Source organism: uncultured Nitrosomonas sp. (assembly GCF_902826915.1).
Lineage (GTDB): Bacteria > Pseudomonadota > Gammaproteobacteria > Burkholderiales > Nitrosomonadaceae > Nitrosomonas.
On record NZ_CADEGP010000047.1, the window covers coordinates 1 to 24,815 of the forward strand.

General features: G+C 44.5%; 23 protein-coding genes and 1 pseudogene. 9 read left to right on the top strand and 15 right to left on the bottom strand.

What is annotated here, in order from left to right:
- Positions 1–46: 46 nt before the first annotated feature.
- The 8 genes and pseudogenes from tnpA to tkt form a co-directional block, all read right to left on the bottom strand.
- Positions 47–331, bottom strand: a pseudogene (tnpA, locus tag QZV86_RS09255) (IS200/IS605 family transposase); the annotation flags it as partial.
- A 53-nt stretch (positions 332–384) separates the two neighbouring features.
- Positions 385–1,092: a phosphate signaling complex protein PhoU gene (gene phoU, locus QZV86_RS09260; RefSeq protein ID WP_295626768.1), complete on the bottom strand. Its 708-nt coding sequence runs from the start codon at positions 1,090–1,092 to the stop codon at positions 385–387.
- A gap of 56 nt (positions 1,093–1,148) precedes the next feature.
- Positions 1,149–1,808: a ribose-5-phosphate isomerase RpiA gene (gene rpiA, locus QZV86_RS09265; protein ID WP_295626771.1), complete on the bottom strand. Its 660-nt coding sequence runs from the start codon at positions 1,806–1,808 to the stop codon at positions 1,149–1,151.
- A 315-nt stretch (positions 1,809–2,123) separates the two neighbouring features.
- Positions 2,124–3,188, bottom strand: a complete 1,065-nt coding sequence (fba, locus tag QZV86_RS09270) for a class II fructose-bisphosphate aldolase (RefSeq protein ID WP_292919543.1) — start codon at positions 3,186–3,188, stop codon at positions 2,124–2,126.
- 137 nt (positions 3,189–3,325) lie between these two features.
- A complete protein-coding gene (gene pyk, locus QZV86_RS09275; RefSeq protein WP_295626774.1) occupies positions 3,326–4,777 on the bottom strand; it encodes a pyruvate kinase in 1,452 nt (483 codons plus the stop codon).
- A complete protein-coding gene (locus QZV86_RS09280; protein WP_295626779.1) occupies positions 4,777–5,970 on the bottom strand; it encodes a phosphoglycerate kinase in 1,194 nt (397 codons plus the stop codon). Before QZV86_RS09280 ends, pyk begins: the two co-directional genes overlap by 1 nt.
- A gap of 134 nt (positions 5,971–6,104) precedes the next feature.
- Positions 6,105–7,103: a type I glyceraldehyde-3-phosphate dehydrogenase gene (gap, locus tag QZV86_RS09285; protein ID WP_295626783.1), complete on the bottom strand. Its 999-nt coding sequence runs from the start codon at positions 7,101–7,103 to the stop codon at positions 6,105–6,107.
- Between the two features lie 80 nt (positions 7,104–7,183).
- A complete protein-coding gene (gene tkt, locus QZV86_RS09290; RefSeq protein WP_295626786.1) occupies positions 7,184–9,199 on the bottom strand; it encodes a transketolase in 2,016 nt (671 codons plus the stop codon).
- 310 nt (positions 9,200–9,509) lie between these two features.
- Between tkt and gdhA the strand changes: the two genes are divergently transcribed.
- The 3 genes from gdhA (at position 9,510) to QZV86_RS09305 (ending at position 14,184) form a co-directional block, all read left to right on the top strand.
- Entirely contained in the window at positions 9,510–10,856 is a 1,347-nt protein-coding gene (gene gdhA, locus QZV86_RS09295; protein ID WP_295626789.1) for an NADP-specific glutamate dehydrogenase, read from the top strand.
- A gap of 163 nt (positions 10,857–11,019) precedes the next feature.
- A complete protein-coding gene (locus QZV86_RS09300) occupies positions 11,020–12,936 on the top strand; it encodes a lytic transglycosylase domain-containing protein (protein WP_295626792.1) in 1,917 nt (638 codons plus the stop codon).
- Positions 12,937–14,184, top strand: coding sequence for a multifunctional CCA addition/repair protein (locus QZV86_RS09305; RefSeq protein WP_295626796.1), 1,248 nt, complete (start codon positions 12,937–12,939; stop codon positions 14,182–14,184).
- A 130-nt stretch (positions 14,185–14,314) separates the two neighbouring features.
- Here the strand turns inward: QZV86_RS09305 and QZV86_RS09310 are convergent, their stop codons facing one another.
- The gene (locus QZV86_RS09310; RefSeq protein WP_295626800.1) at positions 14,315–15,124 is read right to left on the bottom strand and encodes a YiiX/YebB-like N1pC/P60 family cysteine hydrolase; all 810 of its coding nucleotides are present in this window, start codon (positions 15,122–15,124) and stop codon (positions 14,315–14,317) included.
- Between the two features lie 112 nt (positions 15,125–15,236).
- Between QZV86_RS09310 and QZV86_RS09315 the strand changes: the two genes are divergently transcribed.
- From QZV86_RS09315 to QZV86_RS09340, 6 genes are all read left to right on the top strand, one after another.
- On the top strand, positions 15,237–15,707 hold the full coding sequence (locus tag QZV86_RS09315) for a potassium channel family protein (protein WP_295626803.1): 471 nt from the start codon (positions 15,237–15,239) through the stop codon (positions 15,705–15,707).
- A 292-nt stretch (positions 15,708–15,999) separates the two neighbouring features.
- Positions 16,000–16,647: a hypothetical protein gene (locus QZV86_RS09320; protein WP_295626807.1), complete on the top strand. Its 648-nt coding sequence runs from the start codon at positions 16,000–16,002 to the stop codon at positions 16,645–16,647.
- Between the two features lie 215 nt (positions 16,648–16,862).
- Positions 16,863–17,288, top strand: a complete 426-nt coding sequence (locus tag QZV86_RS09325; RefSeq protein ID WP_295626809.1) for an Hsp20/alpha crystallin family protein — start codon at positions 16,863–16,865, stop codon at positions 17,286–17,288.
- 157 nt (positions 17,289–17,445) lie between these two features.
- On the top strand, positions 17,446–19,377 hold the full coding sequence (locus tag QZV86_RS09330; protein WP_295626812.1) for an ATP-binding cassette domain-containing protein: 1,932 nt from the start codon (positions 17,446–17,448) through the stop codon (positions 19,375–19,377).
- A 101-nt stretch (positions 19,378–19,478) separates the two neighbouring features.
- Positions 19,479–19,811 (top strand): cytochrome c, encoded by a 333-nt coding sequence (locus QZV86_RS09335; protein WP_295626815.1) that lies wholly within the window; start codon positions 19,479–19,481, stop codon positions 19,809–19,811.
- Positions 19,812–19,838: 27 nt separating this feature from the next.
- The gene (locus tag QZV86_RS09340; protein ID WP_295626819.1) at positions 19,839–20,168 is read left to right on the top strand and encodes a cytochrome c; all 330 of its coding nucleotides are present in this window, start codon (positions 19,839–19,841) and stop codon (positions 20,166–20,168) included.
- An 87-nt stretch (positions 20,169–20,255) separates the two neighbouring features.
- Here the strand turns inward: QZV86_RS09340 and QZV86_RS09345 are convergent, their stop codons facing one another.
- From QZV86_RS09345 to aat, 6 genes are read right to left on the bottom strand one after another with little or no spacing between them, the layout of a single operon-like run.
- On the bottom strand, positions 20,256–20,693 hold the full coding sequence (locus tag QZV86_RS09345; RefSeq protein ID WP_295626822.1) for a DUF1841 family protein: 438 nt from the start codon (positions 20,691–20,693) through the stop codon (positions 20,256–20,258).
- Between the two features lie 19 nt (positions 20,694–20,712).
- The gene (nth, locus tag QZV86_RS09350; RefSeq protein WP_295626825.1) at positions 20,713–21,345 is read right to left on the bottom strand and encodes an endonuclease III; all 633 of its coding nucleotides are present in this window, start codon (positions 21,343–21,345) and stop codon (positions 20,713–20,715) included.
- Positions 21,342–22,028, bottom strand: coding sequence for an electron transport complex subunit RsxB (gene rsxB, locus QZV86_RS09355; RefSeq protein WP_295626829.1), 687 nt, complete (start codon positions 22,026–22,028; stop codon positions 21,342–21,344). Before rsxB ends, nth begins: the two co-directional genes overlap by 4 nt.
- Positions 22,028–23,062: a quinone-dependent dihydroorotate dehydrogenase gene (locus QZV86_RS09360; protein ID WP_295626832.1), complete on the bottom strand. Its 1,035-nt coding sequence runs from the start codon at positions 23,060–23,062 to the stop codon at positions 22,028–22,030. Before QZV86_RS09360 ends, rsxB begins: the two co-directional genes overlap by 1 nt.
- 41 nt (positions 23,063–23,103) lie before the next feature.
- Positions 23,104–23,811: an arginyltransferase gene (locus QZV86_RS09365; RefSeq protein WP_295626835.1), complete on the bottom strand. Its 708-nt coding sequence runs from the start codon at positions 23,809–23,811 to the stop codon at positions 23,104–23,106.
- An 8-nt stretch (positions 23,812–23,819) separates the two neighbouring features.
- Positions 23,820–24,521, bottom strand: a complete 702-nt coding sequence (aat, locus tag QZV86_RS09370) for a leucyl/phenylalanyl-tRNA--protein transferase (protein WP_295626838.1) — start codon at positions 24,519–24,521, stop codon at positions 23,820–23,822.
- Positions 24,522–24,815: the final 294 nt, after the last annotated feature.

The following is a 24,815-nucleotide window of genomic DNA, read 5'->3' on the forward strand; positions in this document are numbered from 1 at the left end:
AACTTACAAATAAATCGAGAATTACGCTCAAAAAAATTTACGCGATTTTGCAAAGGTCTCGAAATATCTCACTTGCTGTGATACTCTTAATCAGTGTTACCAGTTTTGTTACACTATAGGAAGGAACGCTTTGCACTAAAAAATGAACATGATCTTCATCTGTTCCAATCTCCAGAAATTTCAACTGGTAACGCTTCTCCAGCTCAAGACACACATCTCCCAGTCTCTTATCTATTGCCTTATCGAACACAGCGCGACGATATTTCGCTGGAAATACCAAGTGATAAAGCAATGTTGTTACGTTATGTCGCTTATGTATATATTCGCTCACGCGAATATTTTACGCCCCAAGGGGCGAGGAATTAAACCCGGTAGAGATTAAAATTATTCTCTGATTTCCTGTTCAATCTGGTCGGCCGTCACATGGCGCACATCTTTGCCTTTTACCATGTAAACAACGTACTCAGACATATTCTTTGCATGATCTCCAATACGCTCAATTGCTTTAGCGATAAATACTATCTCCAAACAAGTAGAGATTTTTCTTGGGTCTTCCATCATGAACGTAATTAATTGACGTAAGATAGAACGGAATTCTTCATCTACAAATTCGTCCTGTCTGACAATTTGTGCAGCTGCATTCAAATCCAATCTGGCAAAGGAATCAAGTGCCTTATGTAACATATCCATTGCAATACTGGCGACACGTTTGATTTCATTAAAACGCGGAATGTGCATACGATCAGACGAGTAGATCAATTTCGCCATCCGGGCAATTTTCGCCGCTTCATCACCAATGCGCTCAAGATCAGTAATAGTTTTAATCACCATCATGATCATACGTAAGTCACTTGCAGTCGGTTGTCGACGCGCAATAATCTGATTACAGATTTCATCGATCGATACTTCCATGGCGTTGACACGATGATCGCGTGTAATGACTTGGTCGATAAGCTCCTCATTACCACTCGTCAATGCCTCAATTGCGTATTCTATTTGCTCTTCAACGAAACCACCCATCTGTAAAACACGGGTACGAACTTCCTCAAGATCCGCGTCAAACTGCTTAGAAATATGCTCTTTGTTTGCCATACCTCGCCTTTGGCTGGTAACTAAGGTTAGAGTTCTTAGCTACCAACTATTAAAAATTAAATAGAAATTGTTCGCACACCGCTATCTGTTCCTAATAATAACGTATCCGCCGCACGCCGGGCAAAAAGACCATTAGTTACAACACCAGAAATTTGATTGATCGCTGCTTCCAGCTCAACCGGGTTCATAATTTGCAATCCATGCACGTCCAGGATGATATTGCCATTATCCGTGATGAAATCGTGACGCAAAGCTGGATGTCCACCTAAATGAACAATTTCACGAGCAACATAACTACGCGCCATCGGTATGACCTCTACAGGCAAAGGAAAGTTGCCCAGAATATTTACTAGCTTACTCTGATCGGTAATACAAATAAATTTCTGTGCCACCGCGGCAACGATCTTCTCTCGCGTCAATGCACCGCCGCCGCCTTTAATCATATGCAAATTCTCAGTGATCTCATCCGCACCATCAACATAAACAGGGACATCAATAATATTGTTGAGATCATGCACTTCGATTCCGTGTTTCCTAAGCCTTTGTGCCGTCGCATCCGAACTCGCAACCGCACCGTCGATTTTATGCTTGATTTTAGCCAGTTCATCAATAAAATAATTTGCGGTGGATCCTGTGCCTACTCCAACAATACAATCAACCGGAATATATTGGATCGCAGCTACAGCTGCAGAGCGTTTCTGCTCGTCTTGTGTCATGATGTCTCTTACAAATAATAAATAATATCGTTATCAGAAAAGCATTATCTTTTAATTTAGACAATGCCTCCATCGCTAAAGAATAAATTTTATACTCTTCTAGAGAAGGAAATGTAATGATCGATTTAAGCTGGGAATGTATGCGACACTTTAGTAACTGGCAAACAGTCTCTTTGAGAGAATCCAGCGATAAGTCTCCGATTCTGCTGGAGTTAGTTTAACTTGTGCCGAAACAATTACAGTCTAATCTGAATCCTATGATCAATTATACTAAACTGCACAGTTGACCATAGGGTTATTAAATAATTCGATCAATTACTTAACAATGGCGTTCAATTCGCCTTTAGCATAACGATTAGCCATATCTTCCAGCGAAATTGGCTTAATTTTTCCTGCTTGTCCAGCACAACCAAATGCTTCGAAGCGTGCTTTACAAATATCCTTAGCGGCTGCCGTGGCTTCTTTCAGAAATTTACGCGGATCGAAATTGCTTTTATCTTTTTCCAGACTACGGCGAATCGCACCAGTCATTGCCAAACGGATGTCGGTATCGATATTGATCTTACGCACGCCATATTTGATACCTTCTTGAATTTCTTCCACTGGCACGCCATAAGTTTCTTTGATGTCACCACCATATTGACGAATGATATCCAGCCAATCTTGCGGTACCGAGCTCGAGCCGTGCATTACCAAATGGGTATTAGGAATACGCGCATGGATTTCCTTAATACGTTGAATTGCCAGAATGTCGCCCGTAGGTTTACGAGTAAATTTGTAGGCACCATGCGAGGTTCCAATTGCAATAGCCAATGCATCCACGCCGGTTTTACGGACGAAATCAGCAGCTTCTTCCGGGTCGGTCAGCAATTGATCATGGGACAATACACCCTCTGCGCCATGTCCGTCTTCCGCTTCACCCATGCCGGATTCCAGTGAACCCAGACAACCCAGCTCACCTTCTACGGAAACACCTACTGAATGCGCAGTATTAACAACATCCGCTGTAACATCGACATTATATTCATATGTGGATGGAGTCTTAGCATCGGCTTGCAAGGAACCATCCATCATTACGCTCGAGAAGCCACTACGGATTGCGTTGACACAAACCGATGGAGAAGCGCCATGATCTTGATGCATCACAATAGGAATATGAGGATAGGCTTCTACCGCGGCAGCGATTAAGTGGCGCAAAAACGCCTCACCGGCATATTTTCTTGCACCAGCGGAGCCTTGCATAATCACCGGGCTGTTGCATTCATCCGCCGCTTGCATGATCGCTTGGATTTGCTCCAGATTATTGACATTAAACGCAGGCAAACCGTAGCTGTTTTCTGCCGCATGATCGAGTAATTGTCTTAATGATACAAGTGCCATTTAGATCTCCTTAATAAATTATCTGAATAAAATTCAGTAAGCATTAGTATAAGTGATTATTCTACATGAATACGATTGATTCTTTTTTACTACAACTGTGTCGTACATTTGTACGCGCAGACATCGTGTCAGTGATTTTAAGTTACATCAATTCCTTGTCTTATTTTCCACTCGCCGACCTTAATAATTTTCATGGTATTAGTACCGCCCGTCTTACCTACCGGCTCACCTATCGTCATCACCATGATATCACCGCTGCGCACAACACCACGGTTGAGTAATTCCTGCTCGGCCAGATTGAGAATCTCTTCTGAATCGCTCATTCCTTCACCAAATTCCACCGGGTAAACACCTCTGAACAAGGTAACTCTTCTACGTGTTTCCTCGTTTGGGCTCAACGCAAAAATAGGCACCTTGGAACTTCTGCGAGACATCAGCAATGTGGTCACCCCACTTTGCGTCAATGCTGCAATTGCGCGAATCTGCAGGCCACCAGCGGTATACATCGTAGCACGCGCAATTGCTTCTTCAATGGTCGCTGGAGTAATACTCTGCATCCGTCGATCAATACTCACCAGGTATTCCTTTTCCGCTTCCAGACAAACCCTGGCCATAGCTTCCACCGCTTCAACCGGATATTCCCCAGCAGCAGATTCCGCCGACAGCATCACTGCATCAGTGCCATCGAGCACTGCATTGGCCACATCCGATACTTCAGCACGCGTTGGAATTGGATTGGTAATCATGGATTCCATCATTTGTGTTGCGGTCACAACGATTTTGTTATTTGCCCGCGCCGAACGTATCATTCTCTTCTGCAGTGCCGGAACAGCAGCATCACCAACTTCAACCGCTAGATCGCCACGCGCCACCATAATTGCATCCGAAGCTTCGAGTATATCATCCAGCGCAAGAATTGCTTCTGAGCGTTCGATCTTGGCCATAATCATGCCCTTGCCCCCTGCTTCTTGTAACAAAGTGCGTGCTTGTCGTATATCATCACCCGAACGAACAAACGATACCGCCAGATAATCTGCGCCAAACTCAGCGGCCGTTCTGATATCCTCTAAATCCTTGCTAGTTAGTGCTGGAGCGCCCAATCCACCGCCTTTACGGTTAATGCCTTTGTTATTTGACAGTATGCCGCCTTGCTCGACTATACAAAATACCTGATGGCCTTTCACCTGAGATACCCCCAGTACAATACGTCCATCATCCAGCATCAGTGTGGCTCCGGTTTCCAAGTCACTTGGCAGTTCTTTATAATCTAGGCCAACTCGTTCCTGATTACCCAGTTCACATACCGCATCGAGAATAAACTGATCACCTACTTCAAGCCTGATTTTGCCATGTTCAAACTTGCCGACACGGATCTTGGGGCCTTGCAAATCAGCTAGAACACCCACAGTAAAACCTGCCGCGCGAGCCAATGAACGCGTCATTTCCACCAATTCAATATGCTGTTCGCGCGTTCCATGTGAGAAATTGATCCGAACAACATCGACACCACCTCGGATCATACGCTCCAGAGTTTTCGGATTACCGCTGGAAGGACCCAACGTAGCTACAATTTTTGTTCTTCGAATCATTATGTTCTTGACGATTCGTTAGCACGCATTTCCAAAATTTCTACCGCAGGCAGTTTTTTACCTTCTAAAAATTCTAGAAATGCACCGCCTGCCGTTGAGATATAGGAAATTTTGTTATAAATATCATATTTTTGAATCGCTGCAATGGTATCACCACCACCGGCCAGCGTGAATGCCGTGGTTTCTGCAATTGCTCGTGCAATCTTTTCGGTTCCGGCGCCAAACTGATCAAATTCAAATACACCCACGGGACCGTTCCATACCACCGTACCGGCTTTCATAATAATATCCACTAATTCCTGCGCACTTCTTGGGCCGATATCGAAAATCATTTCATCATCTGCCACGCTACCGGCGTCTTTCAATACGGCTGGTTCATTTGCATCAAATTTCTTACCAACCACAACATCGACCGCAATCGGGATCGATGCATTGCGCTTGGACATTTTATCCATCAAAGTTTTAGCCGTCGGAACCAAATCATCTTCACACAATGACTTACCAACATTCTTGCCAGTTGCCTTAAGAAAAGTATTCGAGATCCCTCCGCCAACAACCAATTGATCTACTTTTTCGGATAGCGACTCAAGCACGGTCAACTTGGTGGACACTTTCGAACCACCCACAATAGCAACCATAGGACGAGCTGGACTCAACAACGCTTTAGTCAAAGCCTCTAACTCTTCAGTCAGCAAAATACCCGCGCAAGCTATCGGAGAATATTTCGCAATACCATGCGTTGAAGCTTCTGCGCGGTGTGCAGTGCCAAAGGCATCCATTACAAACACATCGCATAATTTTGCGTACTTCTGCGCAGTTTCCTCGGCATTTTTCTTTTCACCTTTGTTGATACGGCAATTTTCAAGCACCACCAACTCTCCAGTAGCAACATCAAATCCGCCTTCCATCCAGTCCTTAATTAGTCGAACCGTTTTTCCTAACCGGTTTGCAATATTATCAGCAACCGGTTTCAGAGAATTTTCTTCAGTCCAATTTCCTTCCTCAGGACGCCCTAAGTGAGAAGTCACCATCACCTTGGCACCTTCTTTGAGGCAATGATTAATCGTCGCCATAGAGGCGGTGATGCGTGCATCCGAGGTCACTTTACCATCCTTCACGGGTACATTCATATCAGCACGTATGAATACACGCTTACCTTTAAGGTCAAGGTCAACAAGTTTAATAACAGACACGATAAGCTCCAAAATTGTCTTTAAGAAAATAAAAGGATAGCAAACGCTATCCTTTATGTCTTGGTGAAATTAACATTAATTTATATAGCGACCAAGATCTTAATTATCATCGACCGCGTATTGATCAATATAAATTACTTGGCAACAGTACGAGCCATTTCCAGCACTTTAGTAGAATAACCCCATTCGTTGTCGTACCATGCCACTACTTTAACAAAACTTTTATCCAAGGCCATACCAGCTTCAGCATCGAAAATCGAAGTGCAGCTTTCACCGCGAAAATCAGTAGAAACCACTTTTTGATCGGTATAACCCAATACACCTTTCATTGAGCCTTCAGAAGCTTCCTTCATCGCACTGCAAATCTCATCGTAGCTAGCTTCTTTCTCTAACTCAACTGTTAAATCAACCACTGAAACATCTGAAGTTGGAACACGAAAAGCCATACCGGTAAGTTTTTTATTCAGCTCAGGAATAACCACGCCGACTGCTTTGGCAGCACCTGTTGAAGATGGAATAATATTTTCCAGAATACCACGACCGCCGCGCCAATCCTTGTTGGATGGGCCATCCACTGTTTTCTGTGTCGCTGTTGCCGCATGCACTGTGGTCATCAATCCGCGCTTAATACCCCATTTGTCATTCAATACTTTGGCCATTGGTGCCAAGCAGTTGGTAGTACAGGAAGCATTGGAAATTATATTTTCACCTTTGTAGGATTTGTCATTCACGCCATACACAAACATGGGTGTATCATCCTTCGAGGGTGCAGACATGATGACCTTTTTAGCACCTGCCACCAGATGTTTTTCACAAGTTTCTTTAGTCAGGAACAATCCCGTAGATTCGATAACAACCTCAGCTCCCACTTCGTTCCATTTCAATTCAGCAGGATCTTTAACTGCGGTCAAACGAATTCTTTTGCCATTAACCACTAATGTGTTTCCATCAATTGACACATCGCCCTTGAAACGACCATGCACTGAATCGTGTTTCAACATATAAGCCAAGTAATCCGGCTCTAGCAAATCATTGATCGCGACGATCTCAATGTCAGAAAAATTCTGTACTGCGGAGCGGAAAACCATACGCCCGATACGACCAAACCCATTAATCCCAACCTTAATTGTCATGCTAAAACTCCTTGAATAAAAAACTTACTGCTTTCGGACAAACAAAACTCGTCATCCGAATACCCTATTCTTAAATTGAATTAGAGAACACCTTTCACTGTTTTTACCACGTTCTCGACGGTAAAACCAAAATGCTTGAATAACACATCTGCAGGCGCTGACTCACCAAAAGTATCAATGCCCACTACTGCGCCATCCAATCCGACATACTTACGCCAGAAATCTGTCACACCGGCCTCAATGGCAACTCGTTTGACACCCTTTGGCAAGACACTATCCTTGTAAGAAGGTTCTTGGCGATCAAAAACATTGGTACAAGGCATAGAGACAACGCGTGCATGCACGCCCTCATCCGCCAACACTTTCTGTGCGTTCACGGCCAGACCAACTTCCGAACCAGTAGCGATGAGAATAACCTGCGGTTTGCTATTACTTGCTTCGGCTAATATATAGCCACCTTTCTCGATCTGCTTGATGATTACCGCGTCTCGTTTCTGGAATGGCAGATTCTGGCGGCTGAAAATCAATGTCGAAGGGCCGTCTTTACGTTCAATGGCGCGCACCCATGATACGGTTGATTCAACCGTATCACAGGGCCGCCATACATCCATATTCGGGATATAACGCAATGTTGCCGTCTGTTCCACCGGTTGGTGCGTTGGACCGTCCTCACCCAGACCGATTGAGTCATGTGTAAAGACAAAAATGTTGCGGATCTTCATCAAAGCAGCCATGCGCAGTGCATTACGAGCATACTCTGAAAACATCAAGAAGGTTGCGCCGTAAGGAATCAAACCGCCGTGCAACGACAATCCGTTCATCATGGCGCTCATACCGAACTCACGCACACCGTAATACACATAATTACCACCGACACTATTACCAACACCTTTGGAACCTGACCATAGCGTCAAGTTGGAGCCGGCTAAATCGGCAGATCCTCCAATTAATTCCGGCAGAATGGGCGCCAAGTCTTCTATTGCGTTTTGTGAAGCCTTGCGGCTCGCGATAGATTCTGCCTTCGCATTGACTTGATTAATAACATTCTCAACATGACTGCCCCAATTTGCGGGCAATTCCCCTGCCATGCGACGATTAAATTCCACTGCCTCAGCAGGATGCTTCTCCGCATACTCGGAAAATTTCTGATTCCATTCCGTCTCAAGCTTCTGGCCTTTCGCTTTTGCGTCCCAGACGCTATAAACATCTTGCGGAATTTCAAAAGGCGGATGATGCCAACCAATGTGTGGACGAGTGGCAGCAATCTCCGTATCACCTAATGCGGCACCATGTACTGAATGGGTATTGGCCATATTCGGCGAACCCAATCCGATGACCGTTTTGCAACAAATCATCGATGGCTTATTGTTAACTTGCTTCGCGGCTTCAATCGCCGCTTCAATCGCTACTGGATCATGACCGTTGACATTAGGCACCACATGCCAGCCATAAGATTCAAAACGCTTCGGCGTATCATCTGTAAACCAGCCTTCCACATGACCATCTATGGAAATACCGTTATCGTCATAAAAACAGATCAGCTTGCCTAAACCCAAAGTACCGGCTAATGAACAAGCTTCATGCGAAATACCTTCCATCAAACAGCCGTCACCCAGGAAAACATAAGTATGATGATCGACAATATTGTAGCCCGGACGATTAAATTCGGCCGCCAATACCTTCTCTGCCAAAGCCATGCCTACTGCATTTGTGATACCCTGACCCAACGGCCCGGTAGTAGTCTCCACGCCCGGCGTATAGCCGTATTCTGGATGCCCAGGCGTTTTTGAATGGAATTGACGAAACTTTTTAAGTTCTTCCATCGGCAAGTCATAACCAGTTAAGTGCAATAAAGCATAAATCAACATGGACCCATGCCCGTTGGATAGAACAAACCGATCACGATCAACCCAACCCGGATTGCCAGGATTATGACGCAAGTGGTGAATCCACAGCACCTCAGCAATTTCAGCCATACCCATCGGCATACCGGGGTGACCGGAATTGGCTTTTTGCACGGCATCCATCGCCAATGCACGCACCGCACTGGTCAAATCTTTAAATACCGTCGCGTCAAAATCCTTGAAAGTCCCCATCGATACTAGCTCCCTAATTTTTCAGAAAAATAAAGTAAATAAAAGTGTACATTATCCCCTAAGATAAGGGATACGACAACTAGAGACCTTCATTCTACGTATAAAACCAACTCAGTAGAAAAAGAATTCCACCTACTGTCAGAATCAGTTTTCCTGCAACCTAAACCTCAATAGCTGATAATTTCAATGTAACAGCACAGAAAAAATTACTAAAAAATCTATTTCTAACAAAAATACAGTGCAACCTGTGAATTTATTTGGCAGAATTGGGCTATTCGCAAATAACCTTTCATTTACCGGGGAATTAAAAATGAAATATAAGAGCCTTCAGGAGTTCAGCGCGTATGTGACTGAGCGCAATCCTAATCAACCAGAATATATGCAGGCGGTTACGGAGGTCGTTGAAAGCTTGTGGCCCTTCATAATGGAACACCCACGGTATGCAGAACATGGTTTGCTGGATCGCTTGGTCGAACCGGAACGAGTGATAATATTTCGCGTATCCTGGGTCGATGATCATGGTGAAGTTAAGGTCAATCGGGGTTACCGGGTTCAGCACAGTTCTTCCATTGGCCCCTACAAAGGCGGCGTCCGGTTTCATCCTTCGGTGAATCTGTCGATTCTTAAATTTCTGGCGTTTGAACAAACCTTCAAAAATGCATTGACGACGCTGCCGATGGGCGGTGGCAAGGGTGGCTCCGATTTCGACCCGAAAGGCAAAAGCCCGGGTGAAGTTATGCGTTTTTGCCAAGCTTTTATCAGCGAGCTATTTCGCCATATTGGTTCAAATACCGATGTCCCCGCCGGTGATATCGGCGTTGGTGGGCGTGAAGTCGGATTCATGGCAGGAATGATGAAAAAACTATCCAATCGAGCTGATTGTGTATTTACCGGTAAAGGATTGAGTTTTGGTGGATCGATGATTCGTCCGGAAGCAACGGGTTATGGCACGGTGTATTTTGCTCAGGAAGTATTACGGCAGGCAGGACGTTATATGGAAGGAATGCGTGTTTCGGTTTCCGGCTCGGGTAATGTGGCCCAATTTGCCGTAGAGAAAGCCATGGCACTAGGTGCCAAGGTGGTTACCGTATCTGACTCCAGCGGCACGATCGTAGATGAAAATGGCTTTACCTTGGAAAAACTGGCGATATTGGCCGAAATAAAGAATCATCTATATGCGCGCCTGGATGAATATGCAAAGCGTGTCGCCGATGTCACTTTTCTGCCAGGAGAAAATCCCTGGCATGTGCCGGTACAGGTAGCATTGCCGTGCGCAACGCAAAATGAAATCACCGGGACTGATGCGCAAACACTGGTTAACAACGGCGTTATCTGTGTTGCCGAGGGCGCAAATATGCCGTCTACTGCTGAAGCAGTCGAATGTTTTATTCACAACAAAGTACTCTATGCACCGGGTAAAGCAAGCAATGCCGGCGGTGTCGCCACTTCAGGTCTGGAAATGAGTCAGAATGCGATGCGCTTGTCTTGGACCCATGAAGAGGTTGATACTCGCCTGCAAGCGATTATGCAGGCCATCCACAAATCTTGCCTGAAGTATGGCACCAAACCCGATGGCAGTGTTAATTATGTAGATGGCGCCAATATTGCCGGTTTTGTTAAAGTGGCTGACGCCATGCTGGGTCAAGGCGTTGTTTAATAATCATACCCGACTAGTTGCAGAATTTTCTCCGGAACCTGTGAAGTATGCTGCCGGGTTTTCACAGCAAGGATGTGGAAACCCGAACTAGCTGTAAAATATTTGCTCTATTTCTTGATTGTAAGTACCCTTCATTGATTGTGTTCCTGCGCGGGAAATAGCTATGAGAAATTATCTTTTAGGACTAATCTTTTTAGTCTTTTCCGGAACGCTATCTGCAAGCCAGGACCTTGATTTTATCGCCGCGCGTGAAGCTTTTCAGGTTGGCAATGTCAAACGCTTAGATGAATATGCCGCAAGGTTGCAGCACCACGTGCTTGGATCCTATGTGGAATATTTTAAATTGCGCATGAGGCTGCAAACCACTGACATTGCCAACATTCGATACTTTCTCACACGCTATGACGGCGACTTGGTTGCAGATCGATTACGCGGCGATTGGCTCAAGATCTTGGGCAAGAATCAACAATGGCTACTTTTTGAAACTGAATATCCGCTGTCAGTGAATAGGGATACTGAACTCTTGTGCTATTACTATCAGAATCGCCTGAATGCGAAAGATAATTCAGTGCTACCGGAAGTACGGTCATTGTGGTTTACGCCGACCAGTCAGCCCGAAAGCTGCACACAAGTTTTTCGAACGTTAATCTACAGCGGGCAGATTACGCTGGAAGATATCTGGACCCGAATTCGGCTCGCCTTGGAAGAGGGTCAAACTGGCGTGGCCACGCACATTAATCGTTATTTACCTAACAGCGAATCGTTAAACAGCGCTGATTTGAATAATGCAGCCAAGAATCCATTGCGGTATCTGGATACCTTAAAAAACAAAATTAAATCGCGCAGCGACCGTGAAATTGCCTTGTTTGCGCTATTGCGTCTGCTGCGCAATGATACCAACCAAGCCTATGTGCAATGGTTAAAGATCAAAAACCAGCTTACTCCATTTGATCGTTCCTTTTTCCTTGGAAGGCTCGGGTACCGCGCAGCAATGCGGCATGATCCACGTGCTCTGGATTGGTTCCGGGAAGCTCAGAATACACCACAAACCTACCCACCTTCGGATATCGTGCTTGCCTGGCAAGCACGCGCAGCTTTGCGGGTCACTCACTGGGATGAAGTGCTGAAGACTATCGAAAAAATGTCGCTCACCGAGCAGCAGATTGATACTTGGCGCTACTGGAAAGCGCGTGCGTTAATCGCTAAAGGCCAAACGCTGGATGCAAATAATATTTTAATTCCGCTCAGCGATGAGCACAGTTTTTATGGCCAATTGGCACGGGAAGAGTTGGGCACCACACTCAGCATCGCAGGAAAAACTTATCACGCAAACGCTAACGAGGTATCCGCAATGGAACGCAGACCCGGCATACAGCGAACATTGGCTTTTACGCGCATGAATTTACGCACCGAGGCATTTCGTGAATGGAGTTGGACCATTCGGCAATTTTCCGATGCAGAATTATTGGCTGCATCGGAAGTAGCCCGCCGTCAAGGCATGTATGACCGCGCAATCAATACTGCGAATAGAACGATAACGCAGCATGATTTCAGTTTGCGTTTTTTATCGCCACATCGGGAAGCACTTAAAAATGTATTGCGACGGCATGAGCTGGATGAAGCTTGGGTGTATGGTTTAATTCGGCAGGAAAGTCGATTTGTCGCAGATATTAAATCCCATGCTGGGGCAACAGGCTTGATGCAACTGATGCCAGCCACGGCCGAATGGGTTGCCAAGCAATTGAGAATACCAAATTTCCGCCAGAACCTCATAGTGGATGTGAATACTAATTTGCAATTGGGTACTTATTATCTTAAGCACGTGCTGAGCACATTGGATAATCAACCGCTGTTAGCTTCGGCTGCCTACAATGCCGGACCGGGGCGAGCCAGACGCTGGCGCGACGACACTAGAATGTTGGAAGGCGCTATTTATGCTGAAACGATTCCTTTTAATGAGACTCGAGATTACGTCAAGAAGGTTTTGAAGAACTCAATGTATTACGCCAAAGTACTCGAGCATGGGCAAAACTCACCAACACTTAAGGAGCGCTTAGGGGTTGTGAGGGCGAAACAGTAATTGAAAACGTATCTCGTAGGCGGCTCGGTACGCGATGAACTGCTCGGATTGCCGGTCGAGGATCATGATTATGTGGTAGTGGGCGCTTCGCCGGAGGAGATGGAGCGATTGGGTTATCGTCCAGTGGGTAAGGACTTTCCGGTTTTCTTGCATCCGCAGACAAACGAGCAATACGCATTAGCCCGGACTGAACGAAAAATTTCACTCGGATATAAAGGATTCGAAGTGTTTACTTCTCCCCAGGTTACCTTGCAAGAAGATCTGGCGCGTCGAGACCTCACCATCAATTCAATTGCCAAAGACACAGATGGCAATATCATCGACCCTTTTAATGGTGTCGCTGATCTGGAAGCTGGTATTTTACGCCATATCAGTCCGGCATTTGCGGAAGATCCGGTACGGATTCTCAGAGCCGCCCGCTTTGCGGCGCGCTTCGGTTTCCGCATTGCGCCAGAAACCATGATGCTAATGAATAATATGGTACACAACGGCGAAGTCGATGCACTGGTACCGGAGCGTGTCTGGCAAGAACTCGCACGCGGATTGATGGAGAGAAACCCCTCCAGAATGTTTTATATACTGAAGGAATGCGGCGCCTTGGCACGGATTATTCCCGAAGTGAACGTGTTGTTCGGCGTTCCGCAACCTGTGCATGCACATCCTGAAATCGATACCGGCGTGCATATTATGATGGTCATTGATTATGCCGCCGCACAAAACTATTCGTTACCGGTACGCTTTGCCGCGCTGACCCATGATTTGGGCAAAGGCACCACATCGCCCGTAGAATGGCCCCGCCATATAGGCCATGAAGCGCGCAGCATCGAATTGACAAAGAATTTGTGTGAACGCATCAGAGTCCCTAAAGAATCGCGCGACCTTGCGTTACTGGTTGCCCGTTATCACGGCGATGTACACCGGGCAGAAGAGCTCAAACCATCCACCATGGCAAATATGCTGCAAGCGGTCGATGCTTACCGTAAACCAGGTCGATTTGAGGAATTTTTGCAAGCTTGCGCATGCGATTTTCATGGCCGCCCAGGATATACAATCAGGCCTTATGTGCAGGCTGATCGATTCCGAAAAGCATATCTTGCGGCAAAAAAAGTGGATGCCGGTGCGATTGCAGCTGAACTCAGACAAAATTTACCTGAGTCAACTACATTACCTAGTGCTATTAACACCAAAGTACGCACAGCGCGTATTGCCAGAATAAAAGCCGAACTGATTTATAGCTGGAATACATAAGTTCTTGTTGTGGCGCTTCATTTACTGTTGCCGTGTATCATCACATACAGCTTCGCCAACTTGCCGATACGGTCTATCAAGTGTAGTCGGCACAGCGCCAACTTCAGCAAAAATATCACCATACTTATCCTCACTCTTTTACTTTAGCAACTTCACACTGAACTCGTTTAGGATCGTGCGTTGTATCGCTCCAAGCAAGTGAGCGGTAGTTAAAACCATTTTCGATTGCCGGCTTGATAATATCAAAGTAAGGCGATATATCGAAATCCCTTGGAGTAAACAAGCTGTGATGACGGATACGGTAAATATCTGCATAGCAATCGGCACGCGCGGGATCATCTGACCAAGTGCGCTGAATCTCCGGCAGAATGGGATAACGTACCGACTCGAAGGCTTGCGCAATCAGAGTGGAACAAATTGCCCGCGTCGGATCGTTACTTCCCAATGCCAGCATGCGCCTGCGGAATCGTGTAGGAACCGGGATCGTTGGTAGCAGATAGCGCAAGAGATCGAAAATATGCTTCAGGTCATAATGATGGCCGATACGTGCAACTACATAATCGACAACGCGCTTGCGATCATCATTACTCAAACCGACAGGACGGCAGATCCGGGTATGCATTTGCGCATAATGCGCCAGTGTAATGGCGCGCACACCCTCTTTCAGATCGGCTTCGATCAATACTCGGGGGAGTTCCCAGGGAGCGCCATGCGGAAGTACATTGCCGATGTAAAGTGCCGCATGTGACCAAGTGGATTGCGTCAAATATTTGATAGCGACACTGACGCGTGTGTCTCCCTCCACTAATAACACATCGCCGGGCTGCAAGGTAGCAGCAAGCTTTTCCTGACTGATTGTTGCAACCTGAATGCTTTGTCTTACCTGCTTGGTTAAAAATCGGGCCAATCCACGCCCTATTGTTTCAGTCACTTGCCCCATGAATTTTTCCTAAGACGGCGTAATTATCGCTATATAAATGTTCCACACTTAAACCTCTCCCTATTATATGTAGCTACAATACGTTTTGTGATTAAAAAATTCGCTTAAAATTATGAATGAGCATGCTTCTTATTTGCTTGGATTAGTGATCTCCGGTGCGGTTGTTACCACTTGTGTGATATTACATTACGAAGCATTGCGTTTTTTAAGTCGCACGATTGGCGTGCACGTGCACAGACGCATCGGAGTGCTGATCGTCATGCTGGGTTTGTTGGTGGCGCACGTACTTGAAATTGTGATTTTTGCTTTAGGCTATATGCTGATGCAACATAGTCCCGATATGGGGCACATTACCGGTATAGATGAAGGTAATTTATTTGATTTTATTTATTACTCTTCGGTTGTATACACAACCGTCGGATTCGGTGACTTACTACCCGTTGGCGCCATCCGCATGCTGAGTGCTGCCGAAGGTTTAGCAGGCCTTGCCATGATAACCTGGTCGGCTTCTTTCACTTTCTTGGCAATGCAGCGGCTATGGCCGCATCTGCTATCTCAGTCGGAAAAGGATTCAAAAAATTAGATTTTGATCTGGCAATTTTTTGTCAATACAATACAAATAAAAAATTAATCTTGCACGACAGATGTTATCGTTTAGTGCATACATTACGTACTATAAGGTATAAAAAGACCAACAATTTCTGTTCGGAATGATTCACTAAAGACTCAAAATTATTTTTTATTATGATCTTGCGCGCTTATTCCGAATCGACTAAATGCGACAGTAATTAACTGCGCAACTTGTCTAGAAAATAGAAAAAGTGCTGGACTAAGAATAATATTATTTCGCTATAAAATGAACAGTTGGAGAAATCATGCCCCACTCAGAACCTGAATCCAGTTTGAATATTAATTTCATCATGCCCATCGCATTATTGGCGGTATTACTAGTCGTACCTTTCTCAATCAATGCGTTGTTGCACATGCTATCGGCTCAGAGGGGGGGTAATCCGGTGATTATGAAATTACCAGTTGATAGTGCAGCGATTACGATTCCGTCAACAGTCAAACAATATGAAGGTTTTGAAGTAATTCTCAATTTGGAAACCAAGCATTTTGCCAGATTTTTGAACGAAATTGTTGCTACAGCTTCCGAGGGCACTTCGATACAGGGAATTAGCGGCGCGGTATCCTCCAACATGAAGGCAGAAATTGCCGGAGCAACGTTTGAAATTGATCGGCAGGGACCGCAAGATCCGATTTCAGACTATGGTGACGCAGCAAAATGGCGCTGGTGGGTAACACCAAATTCTTCGGGTGCACAAGTATTAAAATTCCAGTTGCACTTATTGGCACAAAATAGTGCACAGACAAAGAACAAAATACTTGGCCTTGCCGAAGCAAACTTTTCCGTTCGGGCAGATCCAATCGAATGGGTTAAACGGAACATGATCTGGATCGTTTTACTGCTGGCAATTACGGTAGCGATTGTGTATGGATTGCGACGACGTTACTCGCAATAATTGCAATTTTTTATTTGCGATCAATATAACTGAAAATCGGCTAAAGATTCTTATCCAACCGCTTGAAAAAAATCAAATGAACCTTATATCTGCATCGAAAGTGTATTTTCTGTAACTGTAAAACCGCCGTTTCAATTGGTTAACAATGTGAGATTGAACAAGGCGTTGGTATTGGACTTGCATGATGTGTTTTTAATTTATAAGGAGAAATTATCATGGCTATTACACGTTATGAACCTTGGGGTTTGTTGAGTCAACTACAAAGAGAACTGGAACGTGGTGTCGCTGAAGGTTCCACCGCAACTGCGGAATGGGCGCCCGCTGTGGATATTAAGGAAGGAGATGATAAATTTGTCATTCATGCGGATATTCCAGGGGTAAAACCGGAGGAAATTGACATCAGCATGGAAGATGGTGTGCTTACTATTAAGGGAGAAAAGAAATCTGAAAGTAAAACAGAGAAAGAAGGTTATAAACGTGTTGAACGTACCTACGGTTCTTTCTACAGGCGTTTCAGTTTACCGGATACCGCGAATGCCGATGCAATCTCCGCATCGTCAAAACACGGCGTACTGGAAGTGGTTATTCCGAAGCGGGAAGCAGTACTGCCGAAAAAAATCAATGTATCGGCAGTTGAGTAATTCAATTTATTTTAATGGTTGTTGTAAAAATGGAGCTTATGGGCTCCATTTTTATTAATACATTTTTGCCAAGCAGATTAAAGCATGACAAAATCGCCCCCCTGTTGCTTATCAAAAAGTAGAATCTAATTACTCCTGCAAAAAATAAACCTTACTGATGCCGTTCATTACACTGGAAAACGCCTGTTTGGCTTTTGGCCACCATGCTTTACTCGATCATGCGAATTTGCAACTGGATCTGGGAGAGCGTGTAGGATTAATTGGCAGAAACGGCGGAGGTAAATCAAGTTTGCTGCGTGCCTTGGCAGGAGAAATCAAGTTGGATGACGGAAAACTTTGGCGCGCACCTAATTTAAAGCTGGCTCACGTTTCACAAGAACCGCTGTTGAATCCTGCCAATACGGTGTATTTGGAAGTTTCAACTGGCTTAGGCAATATTAGCCAAATATTGTTGGATTATCATGCTGTCTCACATGCGTTGAGTGAAACACTAGATGATACTGATGCGTTGCTGATTCGACTGCAGGATTTGCAAAGTACTTTGGAAGTGGAAGACGGTTGGAGTCTGCAGGCAAAAATAGAAACAGTAATCGATAAGTTGAATCTGCCTGCGGATACCTTGATTGAACATCTTTCCGGTGGCTTGAAAAAGCGCGTGGCGTTGGCGCGCGCACTGGTGATATCGCCAGATGTGCTGTTGCTGGATGAACCCACCAATCATCTGGATTTTTCTTCGATTGAATGGCTGGAAGGATTATTGCAAGATTTCTCTGGCAGTGTTTTGTTTATCACGCATGACCGGCGTTTTCTGGATAATGTGGCAACCAGAATTATCGAACTGGATCGCGGCAGTCTGGAAAATTTCTCGGGAAGATTCAAGGATTATCAGCGCAAGAAGGTAGAAATGCTCGAGGTTGAAGCGGTACATCATCAGAAATTCGATAAAATACTGGCACAAGAAGAAGTTTGGATACGAAAAGGCATCGAAGCACGACGCACACGCAATGAGGGCAGAGTACGAAGATTGGAAGCGTTACGGCTAGAACGCACAGCAAGAAGGGAAAAAGTCGGCAAAGCCAACATTAATGTCGATGTCGGCGAGCGTTCGGGAAAATTAGTGGCTGAGCTGGAACATGTCAATAAAAGTTATGGCGATAAAGTAATTATCAGAGATTTCTCTTGCCGCATCATGCGAGGGGACCGGGTGGGGTTATTAGGTCCTAATGGTGCTGGAAAATCAACCTTATTAAAATTAATTTTAGGTGAATTAGCACCGGATTCCGGAGAAATTCAGCAAGGAACCAAGCTGGCAGTTGCTTATTTCGACCAAATGCGTGAGCAACTCGATGAAGAAATGATTCTAACCGACACTATCAGTCAAGGTTCGGACTTTATCGAGATTAACGGCAAACGCAAACACGTCATCAGTTACCTGGAAGATTTTCTATTTCCCCCAGAGCGCGCCCGCTCGCCGGTCAAATCACTGTCGGGTGGAGAGCGTAACCGATTGTTACTGGCACGATTGTTTACCCGTCCAGCCAATGTACTGGTGTTGGATGAGCCCACCAATGATCTGGATATCGAAACGCTAGAGTTACTGGAAGCATTGCTGCAGGACTATACCGGCACGTTGTTTCTGGTCAGTCACGATCGCGAATTTCTAGATAATGTAGTTACACAAGTAATTGCTTTTGAAGGAAATGGAAAATTATGTGAGTATATTGGGGGTTATGAAGAGTGGGTACGTGTAAAACGTTTTGAAAATAATATCAGTCAGCAAAAAACATTATCCAACCAGCCAGGTACTTTACCAACCAAAGTTTCCAAAGCATCCAAATCTGTTCTAACAAAAAAAATTAGTTATCAGGAAGCTAAGGAACTTGAAGCGTTACCTGGTAAAATAGATTTATTGGAACATGAACAGGCCGCTATTATTTTGCGCCTGAATGAGCCAACAATCTATCGCGATTATCCCGACGAAGTAAAGGCATTACAAAAACGCCTTTCAATGATTGAAAAAGAGCTGACAGATTGCTTAATAAGATGGGAAGAATTGGAATCAATATCCGCCAAAGACTTGAGTACCTGAGACTAGCATTTCCCTATAAACAACATGGACATACTCACACTTTTCATTGACCAAACCGGGCGTATCGTTTAAAGTTCAAGTTTTGAGAGAAGGAGGATTAGATGAAACAAAAATTAATTATGAATTTATTACTTGCCATGGGTCTGCTCTTGGCATTTACAGGCGCATCTCAAGCGGAAGGAGAAGGAGATGCAGTTGCGGCAAAAGATAAACTTTCAATGTGTGAAGGTTGCCACGGAATTCCAGGATATAGAACAGCTTTTCCTAATGCTTATAATGTTCCAAAACTGGGCGGTCAGCATGAGGAATACCTCGTTAAAGCGTTGGAAGCATACAAAAATGGCACGCGCAACCATCCGACCATGAATGGCTTGGCTCAAACGCTATCGCAACAAGATTTCAAAGATTTTGCTGCTTATTATTCTAAAAATTAATTAAGTCATTTACGTAAGGAACGAATTATGAAGAATTATGTAATTGCTGCAGTAAGTGCAGTAGCCTTGATGCTATCAAGTCAAATAGTGGCTGCTGATATTGAAGCAGGTAAAAATAAAGCGGCTGAAGTGTGTGCATCATGTCATGGTGTCGATGGAAACAGTCCTGCACCAAATTTCCCTAAGATTGGTGGACAGTACAGGACCTATTTAGCAAAAGCGTTGAATGATTACAAATCCGGTGCACGAAATGATCCTATCATGACTGCTATGGCTGCCAACTTGAGTGCAGCAGATATTGACAACCTGGCTTTTTACTATTCAAGCCTACCAGGTACTTTGAATTCGAACAAATAAAGAAAGTAGATTTAATAATTCTATTTGTAGCTGAAATTTAAAAGCGGGATAAATACCACAATCTATTTGGTTTTATCTCGCTTTTAATTAAATTATCGAGTTTAATCGCTTGTCCAGACAATCAAAATAGATAGTCGCATCCGGTTCAGATTGATAACGCTGCGCTTGCCAAATCATTTCTGCGAGGCATTCCATTACCTGATGGGTAGCATCGTGCTCACTCCCCGTTTTTTCCTGCAATCGAGCAAATCGCTCACAAATGCCAATTGGCTGATTGATTGACAGCTGTTCTTTAATCGCCACATGCATGCTCATATGCAAGAATGGATTCGTATCACCCATTTCAGGTAAAAAATCCTTATCCAAATATTGATCGGCATTATCAAATAAACCCTGGTACTCCTGGTGTTGCAGTATCACCTCCAACACAATTGCTTCAATCCCGGATAAGACTTCCTGCTGGCGGTATTTGCGCCAAGTATCAAAAAATAACTGGCGCGCTTGTTCTCGAGATGGTTTAAACATAGATATAGAGTTGCTGAAGTTAAATATTTTTATTCTTGAATTCACACAGATGATTAATTTTACATACTGAGCACTCTGGTTTTCTCGCCTTACAAACATACCTGCCATGAAGAATCAGCCAATGATGTGCGTCCTGAAGAAATTCTTTAGGTACCACCTTGAGCAATTTCAATTCCACTTCCAAAACATTCCTTCCAGGGGCCAGGCCTGTGCGATTGGCAATTCGAAAAATATGAGTATCGACAGCAATTGTTGGTTCGCCGAAAGCTGTATTCAGAATCACATTGGCAGTTTTTCGTCCGACACCGGGTAATTGCTCGAGCAATTCTCGCGTACGGGGCACTTCACTATGATGCTGTTGCATCAACAATCGACAGGTGGCCAGGATATTCTTTGCTTTGGTTTTATATAATCCAATCCTTTGGATAAATTCTGTTAAGCCAGCCTCTCCTAAAGCAAGAACCTTTTCTGGCGTGTTGGCTTGCAAGAATAAGTTTCGTGTCGCTAAATTGACGCTTTTGTCTGTAGCCTGTGCAGAAAGAATAACTGCAATAAGCAATTCGAAAGGTGAATGGTATTCTAGCTCAGTGGTCGGATGGGGATTGGCTGATTTCAGGCAAGCAAAAATTTCGTGACGCTTAATTGAGTTCATTTGGCTTTTCTGAAATTCGATTCGTTTGTTGCCTGAACGCGTATTGCAGCTGCACGCTTGAGTGCAGCTGCAATAATAGTCTTTTTGCGCACTTCAGCGCTTACCTGATTATCTTCCGGCGGTTGAATAAATTTTTCAGTACGTACCTTGTTACCAACTTGGTTGATATGTGCAAGTCGTTGCTGACGAAATTGGTAACGTGAACGCGCTCTTTCTGCAGCTTGTTTTCTATCCACGTCTGCGGGCGAGCTAACCGAATCTGTTATTTCTTTATCAACTGGAATCATGCGAATGCAATCCATCGGGCACGGTGCAACACACAAATCGCAGCCTGTACATTCGTCTGCAATCACCGTATGCATTTGTTTTGCAGCACCAACAATCGCATCAACGGGGCATGACTGGATGCAGAAGGTGCAACCAATACACAAATGTTCATCAATCCAGGCAACAACTTGATTGGATCTTGGGAAGCCATATGTCGTATCCAGCGGCTTAGCCGGAACACCCAATAACTCGGAAATTCTATGGATCCCTTGTTGTCCTCCAGGTGGACATTGATTGATATCTGCACGACCTTCCGCGATAGCTTCTGCATAAGGTCTGCACCCAATAAAACCACATTTCCTGCATTGGGTTTGCGGCAAAATCTCATCTATCTGATCTATAATCAGTTTATTCATTATTGCAAATGACTAATTTTTAAATCAACACAAACCGTCTTGGCAATTTCTCTAACCAAATCAGGGCCACGGTAAATTAAACCGGTATATAGCTGAATCAGGCTGGCACCAGAGCTTAACTTATCTTGCGCATCACCTGCTGACAGGATACCGCCGACACCGATGATAGGAATAGCATCTTGCAAGAAATGATGCAGTTGCCGAATTACCACCGTAGCGCGCTGAGTCAATGGAGCACCACTGAGCCCTCCGTTCACCTGTGCGAGTGCCAGATGCTCAATACCGGCTCGAGAGATAGTCGTGTTGGTTGCAATTACGCCATCTACGCAATGTTTCAGCAGCAACGTTGCAATCGACTCGACTTGCCCTTGATCAAGATCAGGGGCGATTTTTATCACCATCGGCACATATTTTCCATGAATTTGTGCTAGCCTGGCTTGTTCAGACTTTAATTCACCCAACAACTGATCAAAGGCATCAGCAGCTTGTAATTGCCGTAAATCTTTGGTATTTGGCGATGAAATATTGACTGTCACGTAACTAGCGTGACAATAAACTTTCTGTAACCCGATCAAATAATCATCAATCGCTTTTTCTAGCGGCGTGTCAAAATTCTTGCCGATATTTATACCTAAGATACCTTGATAATTCGAGCGTTTAATATTCTCTACCAACTGCTCGACACCCTGATTATTAAAACCTAGACGATTGATGATCGCGTTTGCCTCAGGCACACGAAAAATGCGAGGCATTGGGTTGCCCGGCTGAGGTCTTGGTGTTACGGTGCCAATTTCAATGAAACCAAATCCCAATGTAGCGAGAGCATCCAGATACTCACCGTTCTTATCTAAGCCAGCAGCCAATCCTACAGGGTTAGGAAACGTCAATCCCATCACGTTTCGTGGCCGACAAGAAATAGAAACATTCTTTAGCAAGCCTAATTTACTGATCTGTTGAATTACGCCAAATGTTATTCTGTGAGCAAACTCAGGATCTAATTTAAACAACAGCGGTCGAAAAAAAGTATAGAACATAAATGATTTTATCCTGAGGCGATGGCCAATTTGAATGAATCTTAAGAAATATTGTTGCCACCCAGCAGTTGCCAGCGACCATTAATCAAAACTTCGAGTGATTGAAAATTGGCCTTATACCGCATCTTCTGATTTTCTTTAATCCAATAGCCAAGATAAAGATAGTCTAGTCCCAGCTCCCGACATTGTTCAATCTGCCATACAATATTGTAGGTGCCAAAACTTGCATGAGCAATATCCGCGTCATAGTATGTGTATACCGATGAAATGCCATCGGGCAGAATGTCAATAATGCTGATCATGCGCAACTGTCCTGCTTCATGGAATTCTATCAATCTAGAATTCACATAACTTTGTAACAAAAAATTATGGTATTGCTCCCGGCAATCATTATCCATGCCGCCGCCCAAGTGCCGTTTGGATTGATAGCGCTGATAGAGCGCATAGTGCTCCGCTTGATAATGCAACGGATGCTGTATGGCTACTAAGTTCTGATGCCGTTTCCAAGCACGGCGTTGGGTACGTTTGGAAGTAAAAGTTTTAACATTGATACGCACTGATTGGCAAGCTTGACAATGTTCACAACAAGGGCGATAGACGTAATGTCCACTGCGGCGAAAACCCGCCTGAATCAACTTTCCGTAAGCTACTGTATCAATTATATTTTCTGGCGTTGCGATTTCAGAGCATGCCAATCTATCAGGCAAATAGCTGCAGGAATAGGGGTTAGTGGTGTGAAATTTAAGCACGAGCAGTTCTACTCAATCAAGATGCGTTCAAAGTTCCATTTACTGCCGGGTTCAAATCCGGCAGTAATTAGACTATCCAGCTTTTGACTGAATTCCGCTCTGGAAATTTCCTGCGCCCCTAAGGACTCCAGATGCCGGGTTCTAACCTGGCAATCTATCAGACCAAATTGCCAGAATTGTAATTGCTTTACCAGATGCACCAAGGCAATTTTTGATGCATCCTGAACCCGTGAAAACATTGACTCGCCAAAAAACACCTTACCCAAAGCCACTCCATACAGCCCCCCCACAAGCTCACCATCGATCCAGGTTTCCACACAATGCGCTAATCCCATTTCATGAAGCGCAGTATAAGCAGCAATCATTTGCGGGTGTATCCAGGTGCCTGACTGACCTTTGCGCGGCGCGGCGCAAGCTAGCATAACCTGGGTAAAGTTGCAGTCCACATAAATCTCATAGTTAGTCTTCTTAATGGCTTTGCTAAGTGAACGAGAGATTCTTAACTCATGGGGAAACAACACCATGCGCGGATCCGGGCTCCACCAAAGAATCGGCTCACCTTCATTAAACCAGGGAAAGATACCCCTGCTATAAGCCTCAAGCAAGCGCTGCGAAGTAAGATCACCACCAATGGCCAGCAACCCATTGGGCTCGCTCAACGCACTTTCCACGGATGGAAATGATGCAAACGTTCTAATACTAGGATTCATTAAATTCTCAAAACATGGCACTGATTACTACTATCTTGATGTAGATCAAAATTGCTGCAAAGCTTTCTGTTTATGCTATTGCAATTAATTATTCGCCACAACTAAAAACTAATCAAAGGAGAATTATATGAAGTATTTTTTACAAAAGGGAAAATCAACGGCTAATTTTGTAACAAGCACTTCACTATTAATCGCTTTTTCAGTGACTACACCGCAAGTCTATGCGCAAGATGCAGCGACTCAACGCATCAAGCAACTGGAAAGTACCCTGCAACAGATTCAAGATGAATTGAA

Excerpts from the sequence above, each read along its gene's own strand:
- QZV86_RS09310 (WP_295626800.1), bottom strand. The coding sequence starts at position 15,124 with ATGGGGCAAGTGACTGAAACAATAGGGCGTGGATTGGCCCGATTTTTA.
- tkt (WP_295626786.1), bottom strand. The coding sequence starts at position 9,199 with ATGGGGACTTTCAAGGATTTTGACGCGACGGTATTTAAAGATTTGACC.
- QZV86_RS09320 (WP_295626807.1), top strand. The coding sequence starts at position 16,000 with ATGCCCCACTCAGAACCTGAATCCAGTTTGAATATTAATTTCATCATG.
- pyk (WP_295626774.1), bottom strand. The coding sequence starts at position 4,777 with ATGATTCGAAGAACAAAAATTGTAGCTACGTTGGGTCCTTCCAGCGGT.
- QZV86_RS09325 (WP_295626809.1), top strand. The coding sequence starts at position 16,863 with ATGGCTATTACACGTTATGAACCTTGGGGTTTGTTGAGTCAACTACAA.
- QZV86_RS09315 (WP_295626803.1), top strand. The coding sequence starts at position 15,237 with ATGAATGAGCATGCTTCTTATTTGCTTGGATTAGTGATCTCCGGTGCG.
- QZV86_RS09345 (WP_295626822.1), bottom strand. The coding sequence starts at position 20,693 with ATGTTTAAACCATCTCGAGAACAAGCGCGCCAGTTATTTTTTGATACT.
- QZV86_RS09330 (WP_295626812.1), top strand. The coding sequence starts at position 17,446 with ATGCCGTTCATTACACTGGAAAACGCCTGTTTGGCTTTTGGCCACCAT.
- QZV86_RS09340 (WP_295626819.1), top strand. The coding sequence starts at position 19,839 with ATGAAGAATTATGTAATTGCTGCAGTAAGTGCAGTAGCCTTGATGCTA.
- gdhA (WP_295626789.1), top strand. The coding sequence starts at position 9,510 with ATGAAATATAAGAGCCTTCAGGAGTTCAGCGCGTATGTGACTGAGCGC.
- aat (WP_295626838.1), bottom strand. The coding sequence starts at position 24,521 with ATGAATCCTAGTATTAGAACGTTTGCATCATTTCCATCCGTGGAAAGT.
- rpiA (WP_295626771.1), bottom strand. The coding sequence starts at position 1,808 with ATGACACAAGACGAGCAGAAACGCTCTGCAGCTGTAGCTGCGATCCAA.
- QZV86_RS09335 (WP_295626815.1), top strand. The coding sequence starts at position 19,479 with ATGAAACAAAAATTAATTATGAATTTATTACTTGCCATGGGTCTGCTC.
- phoU (WP_295626768.1), bottom strand. The coding sequence starts at position 1,092 with ATGGCAAACAAAGAGCATATTTCTAAGCAGTTTGACGCGGATCTTGAG.
- nth (WP_295626825.1), bottom strand. The coding sequence starts at position 21,345 with ATGAACTCAATTAAGCGTCACGAAATTTTTGCTTGCCTGAAATCAGCC.
- QZV86_RS09360 (WP_295626832.1), bottom strand. The coding sequence starts at position 23,062 with ATGTTCTATACTTTTTTTCGACCGCTGTTGTTTAAATTAGATCCTGAG.
- fba (WP_292919543.1), bottom strand. The coding sequence starts at position 3,188 with ATGGCACTTGTATCATTAAGACAATTACTCGATCATGCGGCAGAAAAC.
- gap (WP_295626783.1), bottom strand. The coding sequence starts at position 7,103 with ATGACAATTAAGGTTGGGATTAATGGGTTTGGTCGTATCGGGCGTATG.
- QZV86_RS09300 (WP_295626792.1), top strand. The coding sequence starts at position 11,020 with ATGAGAAATTATCTTTTAGGACTAATCTTTTTAGTCTTTTCCGGAACG.
- rsxB (WP_295626829.1), bottom strand. The coding sequence starts at position 22,028 with ATGAATAAACTGATTATAGATCAGATAGATGAGATTTTGCCGCAAACC.